The 8,136-nt window shown below is 45.5% G+C and carries 11 protein-coding genes; 4 read left to right on the forward strand and 7 right to left on the reverse strand.

Features of this window, described 5'->3' with window-relative positions:
* Window positions 1–103: 103 nt before the first annotated feature.
* From ACM0OZ_RS33060 to ACM0OZ_RS33070, 3 genes are read right to left on the reverse strand one after another with little or no spacing between them, the layout of a single operon-like run.
* Window positions 104–883: a class I SAM-dependent methyltransferase gene (locus tag ACM0OZ_RS33060; protein ID WP_414587076.1), complete on the reverse strand. Its 780-nt coding sequence runs from the start codon at window positions 881–883 to the stop codon at window positions 104–106.
* 47 nt (window positions 884–930) lie between these two features.
* The gene (locus ACM0OZ_RS33065; RefSeq protein ID WP_414587077.1) at window positions 931–1,575 is read right to left on the reverse strand and encodes a Uma2 family endonuclease; all 645 of its coding nucleotides are present in this window, start codon (window positions 1,573–1,575) and stop codon (window positions 931–933) included.
* Between the two features lie 54 nt (window positions 1,576–1,629).
* Window positions 1,630–1,749: an SDR family oxidoreductase gene (locus ACM0OZ_RS33070; protein WP_414587078.1), complete on the reverse strand. Its 120-nt coding sequence runs from the start codon at window positions 1,747–1,749 to the stop codon at window positions 1,630–1,632.
* 35 nt (window positions 1,750–1,784) lie between these two features.
* Between ACM0OZ_RS33070 and ACM0OZ_RS33075 the strand changes: the two genes are divergently transcribed.
* Window positions 1,785–2,219, forward strand: coding sequence for a hypothetical protein (locus ACM0OZ_RS33075; protein WP_414587079.1), 435 nt, complete (start codon window positions 1,785–1,787; stop codon window positions 2,217–2,219).
* A gap of 18 nt (window positions 2,220–2,237) precedes the next feature.
* Here the strand turns inward: ACM0OZ_RS33075 and ACM0OZ_RS33080 are convergent, their stop codons facing one another.
* On the reverse strand, window positions 2,238–4,145 hold the full coding sequence (locus ACM0OZ_RS33080; protein ID WP_414587080.1) for a GTPase family protein: 1,908 nt from the start codon (window positions 4,143–4,145) through the stop codon (window positions 2,238–2,240).
* A gap of 226 nt (window positions 4,146–4,371) precedes the next feature.
* Between ACM0OZ_RS33080 and ACM0OZ_RS33085 the strand changes: the two genes are divergently transcribed.
* Entirely contained in the window at window positions 4,372–4,596 is a 225-nt protein-coding gene (locus tag ACM0OZ_RS33085) for a hypothetical protein (protein ID WP_414587081.1), read from the forward strand.
* Window positions 4,597–4,705: 109 nt separating this feature from the next.
* On the opposite strand, the gene ilvA is transcribed toward ACM0OZ_RS33085, so the two are convergent.
* Entirely contained in the window at window positions 4,706–6,217 is a 1,512-nt protein-coding gene (ilvA, locus tag ACM0OZ_RS33090; protein ID WP_414587082.1) for a threonine ammonia-lyase, biosynthetic, read from the reverse strand.
* Window positions 6,218–6,514: 297 nt separating this feature from the next.
* Here ilvA and ACM0OZ_RS33095 point away from each other — a divergent pair, with 297 nt between their 5' ends.
* A complete protein-coding gene (locus ACM0OZ_RS33095) occupies window positions 6,515–6,760 on the forward strand; it encodes a hypothetical protein (RefSeq protein WP_414587083.1) in 246 nt (81 codons plus the stop codon).
* A gap of 89 nt (window positions 6,761–6,849) precedes the next feature.
* Here the strand turns inward: ACM0OZ_RS33095 and ACM0OZ_RS33100 are convergent, their stop codons facing one another.
* Window positions 6,850–7,092: a hypothetical protein gene (locus ACM0OZ_RS33100; protein ID WP_414587084.1), complete on the reverse strand. Its 243-nt coding sequence runs from the start codon at window positions 7,090–7,092 to the stop codon at window positions 6,850–6,852.
* Between the two features lie 19 nt (window positions 7,093–7,111).
* Entirely contained in the window at window positions 7,112–7,369 is a 258-nt protein-coding gene (locus tag ACM0OZ_RS33105) for a hypothetical protein (protein ID WP_414587085.1), read from the reverse strand.
* Window positions 7,370–7,586: 217 nt separating this feature from the next.
* Here ACM0OZ_RS33105 and ACM0OZ_RS33110 point away from each other — a divergent pair.
* Window positions 7,587–8,136: leucine-rich repeat domain-containing protein (locus ACM0OZ_RS33110; protein ID WP_414587086.1), on the forward strand; the 550-nt coding region annotated here is incomplete at its 3' end.

Consider the following 8,136-nt stretch of genomic DNA (forward strand, 5'->3'; position numbering starts at 1 on the left):
ATTTATTTTTTGGTACTCCCTAACCATAATGCCACTGAGATTAGCTTGTCACCAGTTGTGGTTATTTATAATGCTGCAATTCTTAGCCTCATGACTAATAACTTTATTTCATTGCAATGACTCGAATACGTTTATAGTCTGCAAACCAACTACCGTTTTTGTATAAAGTTGGACGCAACTGATTCTCGATATCAGTTAAGATACTCATCTGAGCGTCAACAGATAATCCATTAAAAAAGCTATTTGCAAACATTTTCAGCCAGTTTTGCATCCCTTGTTCTCCATCGTCCAAAGGTGTTGGACGTTCAAAAAGAGTTGCAAAAGTTAACTGCAAGCCATGTTTTTCTAGTAAGGTTCCGTATTCGCCAATACTGGGGAAGTACCAAGGGTTTAATCCTGCATCAGCAGGATAACCAGCCTTTTGTAAGGCGTTATAAATAGCGGTAACAATAGCTTTTACATTGCCTTTGCCACCAAATTCAGCCACAAACCGCCCACCTGGTTTCAGTGCCTTGTTTATACCAATGACAACTTCTTCAGCTTCTTTAATCCAATGAAGTACAGCATTAGAAAAGACAGCATCAAATTTTTCTGTAAATGGCAAATTTCTGGCATCAACCACAGAAAAATCTATCTGTGGATAGTTATGAAGAGCTTGTTCAATCATTGTGGGAGCGCTATCAATGCCGATAACTCCTGCTCCTTTGCTAGCAATTTTATGAGTTAAATGACCTGTGCCGCAACCTAAGTCGAGAATACATTGTCCGGGTTTTGGGGAGAGTAATTCGACTAAATCAGCCGCAAGTTCTGAAACAAAAGAATGTTTACTATCGTAGAGTTCTGCATTCCACTGGTTTTGAAAATCAGTTGCTGTTCTGTCCATATAAATACCCAAGTAATAAAAGTTGAATATTATGGATAAATTTGCCCTTAGGTTTGTGAACGCACCCATGCTCTAAATTCTCGCATTCTAGCGTTCTCACCTTTTTGAGAGTCTAGCTGGATAAATTGTGCTAATTCCTTTACAGGAAACGAGCCAAAAGCCAAACTTGTTTCAGACTCAATATAACCAGCATCTGTCAGAATATGAATTGTTAGTTGACCATCAGCAAATCGCCAAACTTCCGGCACTTTAAGTTCAGCATAAACAGCCATCTTATCCATTGATGAATTGGTGACATCAATCTCAATTGTTAAATCAGGCGGTGGGTCAACTTTGATGTTAATTTTTAATTTGCCACGAACAGCAGCTTCATTTTGGATATAAAAACATTCATCTGCTTCTTTGCCAACAGCCTTCGGTCTCGAACGCCAAGTTGTAGATTTTAAACCCCTAATTTCTAAAGCGAGTTCCTCAGAAAGTACAGTTATGAGCCGTGCAAGATTCCAGCTATAGGTTTCATGTTCTGGTAGAGGGGTCATCAGTTCTAAAGTTCCCTTGTAGTAAGTCATACGAGGTGTTGAACGTTCAGCAAAAACTTCCAAAAGCTGCTCGTACATTTCCCAACTGACGTCATATAGAACGAGGTGAGAACCCTCAAAAGGTGGTGTGGCTGGAGTTAGGGTTTGAGTCATGTTTAACTTAAGCGCTCATCTGATTACAAATTTAAACCAACCATTCAATTCCAGCTATGCAGCAGTATAACCGCCATCGACAAAAAGTACAGTAACCGTGATATATGACGATGCATCTGATGCTAAAAATACCACGGAACCAACTAATTCTTCTGGTTTACCACGACGACCCACTAGTGCAAATATCTAGGTATAGTGAGAATGGGAAAATGATTAATGCTTCAATTTTGCAGCCCTTAAGTGAATATTTGGCAGTAGTAGTTGGGAGTGTGACAGGAGCTGCATTATCGATTGCTGCAATCATATTACTCATCCAAGTCACGTGCTATCTTACGAAAACAAGTGATTTCGGAGTAGCATTTTACGTTGCAGTAGGAGTATTTGCTGGCTGGTGGTTGGGTGCAAGTGGCGGTTGCTGGTTAGCGTTGTTATGGGTAACACACAATCATGAATATGCGCAACTCACAGCCTACCTGCTAATAGCACTAAACCCTTTGGGTATGTTCTGGCTTAGTCGCCACCTGTATAAAGGAGGAATGATAGCAAATAAATTAGGGATTCGGTGGCTGATAGGGTTGATTATTGCGGTGTTATCACTGCTGGCACAGTTACTGGCAAATATGATGATTGCCGTATTTAAATAGCTCTGTGACATAAGCAAGTTAAGAGAGCTTTAGATAGTATTCAAATCGCTCTTGGAGTTGTTCAACGGTTAGATTCCTAGTCCAGTATTCTACTAAAGCGTGACCAAATGCCCAAGCGTTGCGATCAGGTGAAGCAGAGTTTTCCAGCAGCAGCGGCCACAGCGATCGCAGGTCAAAGTTGAGCGTGTTAGAATTGCCTGTATTTAAGAGCGAGAAAAGGTCATATGCCATCTGGAGCTTACCAATGACAACAGGTGTTTGTTCCAGTGGAATTTTCTCTGCTAGCAGATATGCCAGAGTTGGCGCTCCGGTTGATACAGTGGAAATGAACTGAAGAACGGGACTTTTGAGCATTGCAGCTAGTCCCTGGGTTGTTGCCATTTGGAAGGTGTAGTGGTCGATAATTTTGGTAGCAGCGACGGTGCGGGCTTCGAGGTTACGCAAAAAGCGGGCAAGACGCAGTTGTTTGGCAGGAGCGATCGCATTTATTAGCCCCAACGATAGCGCGTCTACTCCCCAAGCAGTTCGACTCGTTTTGTTATCACTTGTGACGACGGGCAGAACTAAATTAGAGAAGTCGCCCAGAAGCTTAGCGCGATACTCAGTAGCTTGGCGAATGGCAATTTCCTTTGGGCGATCGCCCCATTGCCAATCATAAGGTGGCTCCCACTCGCGGATGGGACGCAGGCGATCCACTTGGGTGACGATAGTAATTGCAGGCAAGTCTGCAATTTCCGCCTTCATGTCTGTGAGAAAGTCTACATCCATTTGTAGGGCAGGATCTAGAGCAGGGGTGACGAGTAGCAGCAAATCGGCGTTTTTGGCATAGTCTAGCACGAGTTTGCGGAAGTCACCACGGTTGATTTGTTCATAACCAGGGGTATCCCAAAGTGTCATAGTTTCCCCGGTTTGGGTTTGCCACTGGTAATTTTGAATTTTATCTGTACTAGGCAAAACATCAACGGCTGCGAGATCTGCTTGAAACAGTGTATTAATCAGGCTGCTTTTTCCGGAGCCTGTTCGCCCTGTGAGCAGAATATTAACAGGTTTTTGCTCAACCGCCTCGGTGGGTTCTGCTTGGGCAAGGATGTCTCGGAGTGTTTGAGTCTTTGCTTTGGGTATTGGTGTGGAAACGGAGGATGCTGAAGTGGGCAGTGTGCTACCGCCATAGAGGGCGATCGCCTGCCGACATAAGTTTCTCAGGGCAGCTTCCCGCAAAAGCTGACTCAAATTTACCAGCAGTTGCTCAGTTGCTCGGTTACTGGAACGCTGACTGGCAACTTTCGCCACCGCCACTACCGGGTTCAACAGCCACTGTGCCCAGTTCCATGCTTGAGCGAGTTTACGAGCGGATGGCTCCAACTTACGGTAGACTTCGTATCCTTGGTATGCTTGCCCAACCGTGACTTGATTGAGGGCAGGGGATAACTTTTGCATCCACTGATCCAGCTCATCCACTGTTCCCCGGATCAGCGCGTAAGCTTGGGGAACGTAAATGTTCAGCAGGGGATACTTTTCTTGAGGATTGTAGATGTGGGCGATCGCAACCACAACATCCTGGCATCGCTGCCAAAAAGTTTGCCAGTCTTCCCAAATCGGGCGATCGCTTTGTGCCGTTTTCAGGATTTCTTGGAGTGCGGCTTCTGCTTGCTTCGCGGCGTCAGTTCCTTGTAGGGGCATATCATCCGCAGTGGATTCCAGTTCTTGGCTGACTTGCGCCATTATGGTTTCCACCTGCTCTACCGCAGAGCGAGTCCATTTGGCTAGCAGCCAACGCCAGCCGACGAATATCAGGATGAACACACCCCAGATCCAATTAATGCCCCACTCGTGAATTTGCAACCCTGCGGATACTAGCAAGAAAATGATGATCAAGGCGATCGGTGTTGCTAATACGATCCATTGCCACAGTTTTAATCGCACCATTGCCTTATGCCTGCCTTGATAAAACTTCTTATATCACTATTGTCGCTCTAACACTCGTTTAATGAGTGCTGCATACGGTAGAGCGCTCCTATTTCCACTGATAGACCTCTTAGTGCGAGATAACATGATGATTGACACTCTTCGCCCTTCTTAATCAAAATCATCACCGTTTACGAACCTGACGCCAAGCGATGGAGCAATAACTTTACAACAAGGAGAATCAACGATGATGAGTGATTGCAATGAGATGCTAGTGGAGCAAAAAGTAACTTACTCCCTAGAGATGAATGGCAAGTTTTTTGTGATTGAAAATGTGCCTGCTCGCGTGAATCCAGAGACTGGAGAGCAGTTCTTTTGTCCATCTACAGTAGAACGCTTGCAGCAGATTATTCTGAACCAAGAAGAGCCTGTCCGGTTTGTTGAAACGCCAGTGTATAATTTTGCTACATGAGGCGAACCTAACAAATGACTACACCCCATCGAAGTCAACGCAGGCTCCTTTACCGGAAGCAGCGATCGCCCTAAGGCATGATTGCCCTATCTAATCGGTGATTAGCCTCCTACCCCAAAAATAGCTTATATGCCGGGTTGTGGCTTTCATCCCAATACCGATAACCGAGTGTATCGAGAAATGCTTGCCATTCCTCCATCTCGTGGGGAGGTACTTGCATCCCAACAACAATTCGCCCGTAGTCTGCCCCGTTGTTGCGGTAGTGGAACACGCTGATATTCCAGTTGGGGCTCATGGAAGCGACGAACTTCATCAATGCACCAGGACGTTCGGGAAACTCGAAACGGTAAAGCAATTCATTGTGAGCCAGAGAAGAGCGCCCACCAACCATGTGCCGCAAATGCAATTTTGTCAGTTCGTCATCGGTTAAGTCAATGGTTTTGAACCCACAGGCTTCAAAGGTTTCAACCATCTTTGCTGCATCGGCACGGTTTTGAATTTGCACCCCCACAAAAATATGTGCTTCTTTTTCATCGGCAATGCGATAGTTAAATTCAGTCAGATTGCGTTTGCCAATACATTCACAAAACTTGCGTAGACTCCCCCGTTCTTCGGGGATCGCTACAGCAAAGATGGCTTCGCGGCGTTCACCCAACTCAGCCCGTTCGGCAACAAAGCGGAGTCGATCAAAGTTCATGTTGGCACCGCAAGCAACCGCAATTAACGTTTGTCCCTGGATTTGTTCCCGTTCGACGTAGGCTTTCGCACCGGCGATCGCCAGCGCCCCTGCTGGTTCCAAAATTGATCGTGTATCCTCAAACACATCTTTAATTGCGGCACAAGTGTCATCTGTATCGACTAAAATAATGTCATCTACATACTGCTGACACAACCGGAACGTTTCTTCACCCACTTCCCGCACTGCGACTCCATCAGCAAATAAACCAACTTGAGGCAAACGCACCCGTCTCCCTGCTTTCAAAGATTGATGCATGGCATCAGCATCGACTGGTTCAACGCCAATAATCTTAATTTCGGGACGCAACCGTTTCACGTATGCCGCAATCCCAGAGATTAATCCGCCACCGCCAATAGCCACAAAAATCGCGTGGATGGGTTGCTGGTATTGCCGTAAAATTTCCATCCCTATCGTTCCCTGTCCAGCAATCACATACGGATCATCAAAGGGATGAATAAAAGTTAAGCCTTTTTCTGCCTCCAGTTGACGGGCGTAGGCATAGGCATCGTCGTAGGTATCCCCATGCAACACAACTTCTCCCCCACGGGCTTTTACTGCATCCACCTTCATTTGTGGTGTCGTTACCGGCATAACGATAATAGCTCTTGTTCCCAGCTGACGAGCACCGAGGGCAACCCCTTGGGCGTGGTTTCCGGCAGATGAAGCAATTACACCCTGTGCCAACAGATCCGGCGGCAGTTGTGCCATTTTGTTATAAGCACCACGCAACTTAAAGGAAAATACTGACTGCATATCTTCCCGCTTGAGCAGCAGTTTATTATTTAGCCGTGCAGACAAGTTTGGGGCATACTCCAGTGGTGTTTCCTGGGCTACATCATATACACGGGCAGTCAGGATCTGTACCAGGTAATCACAAAACATGGGCGTCAACAAGTTGGTAAATGCCGGATGGATGATAATTTTACGATACTTGCGTACCTATTCTGTAGACAATGTTGACTATTTCAAAAATTGGCGTTGCTGAATCAAGATATGAATTTATAATTCATGGCTGTGTAAAGACGTGCCATGGCACGTCTCTACAAGGATTTTGCATCAAACTACACAAATATCTACAAACATAATTCATGACTAAATTCAGCAACGCCAGCAAGTTAAAATTGCCCCTATGCTAGGGTAGCCGCAGAGAATATATATACTAGCGGAGGCGAGAGTGCGGTGAGACAAGTTTTAACGCTAAAACTGAGCGATGAAGCTTATAGAGCTTTGCAGCAACAAGCTGAAACTGCAGGTATATCGGTATCCGAGTGGATAACCACTTCTCTTGAGCAACAGTACGGCTTACAGAAAAAACAACAGACTGAGGCAGAAAAGGAAGCAGCACGTCAGCGCTTTCGTCACCATGCTGGAGCTATTGACCTAGGATATCCTACAGGAGCAGACAACGAAAGCGTCGAATGGTGAAGTTTACAGGTAGAGCGATCGCCCTCTTATCCTGACAACTGGTGTTCCAAATCACAACTATTAACTTCATAAGTCCAATCATGAAGCGATTACAGCAATTTTCGGGTAAATAGACCACACTGTAGGGGCGCAAGGCATTGCGCCCCTACGAAAGATTGTGGTTCAAATAGATGAAAAACGCTGTAAGGTGAAGCGATCGCCCTGTTATCCTGACAACTCGTGTTCCAAACCACAACTATCAACTTCAGAAGTCCAATGGTGAAGTTTACTCTTGGAGCGATCGCCTTCTTATCCTGACAACTGGTGTTCCAAATCACAACTATTAACTTCATAAGTCCAATCATGAAGCGATTACAGCAATTTTCGGGTAAATAGACCACACTGTAGGGGCGCAAGGCATTGCGCCCCTACGAAAGATTGTGGTTCAAATAGATGAAAAACGCTGTAAGGTGAAGCGATCGCCCTGTTATCCTGACAACTCGTGTTCCAAACCACAACTATCAACTTCAGAAGTCCAATGGTGAAGTTTACTCTTGGAGCGATCGCCCTTTCAAGGTGACAATTGATCTTCCAAAGGGCAACTTTCTGCTTTAAAAGTCCAATGTTCAAGCTCAAAGGTGAAGCGATCGCCCTCTAAATCTCACAACTGGTGTTCCAATAGACAACTTTCGAGTTTAGAAGTACAATCATGAAGCGATCAAGGTGAAGCGATAGCCTTGTTATACTTTTCCACGCTTCAACCTCTATACTTGACTTGTAGATGCAAGACTTATCAGTAGAATTTGGACTACCTTTAATATATTGAATAATAGCTCAGTGATTGCTGATGACCCAGGAAGAATTGCTGCGGGTAATTGAACAGGCGGCGAGTGAGGGAGCAACAGAACTTGACCTCTCTGGCAATCAGTTGACAGTTTTACCGCCTGAGATTGGCAAGTTGACTCAACTCAAAAAACTGATTCTCGGCAAATATAAATATAATGACGAGGGCGATATTGTTGGTACTATCGGGAATAACCTGAGTACTTTACCTGCAGAAATCGGACAGCTTCATCATCTTGAAGAACTTCAGGTTGTTGATAATCGCTTAAGCAGTTTGCCACCGGAAATTGTCCAACTCACCAACCTGCAATCGCTCGACCTCAGCAGCAATCAACTGAGCGCACTGCCACCGGAAATTGTCCAACTCACCAACCTGCAAACGCTCCACCTCCGCCACAATCAACTGAGCGCACTGCCACCGGAAATCGTCCAACTCACCAACCTGCAAACGCTCCACCTCCGCCACAATCAACTGAGCGCACTGCCACAGGAAATTGGACAACTCATCAACCTGCAATCGCTCGACCTCCGCATCAATCAACTGAGCGCACTGC

This window comes from Scytonema sp. PCC 10023, assembly GCF_963920835.1.
Taxonomy (GTDB): domain Bacteria; phylum Cyanobacteriota; class Cyanobacteriia; order Cyanobacteriales; family Nostocaceae; genus Kalymmatonema.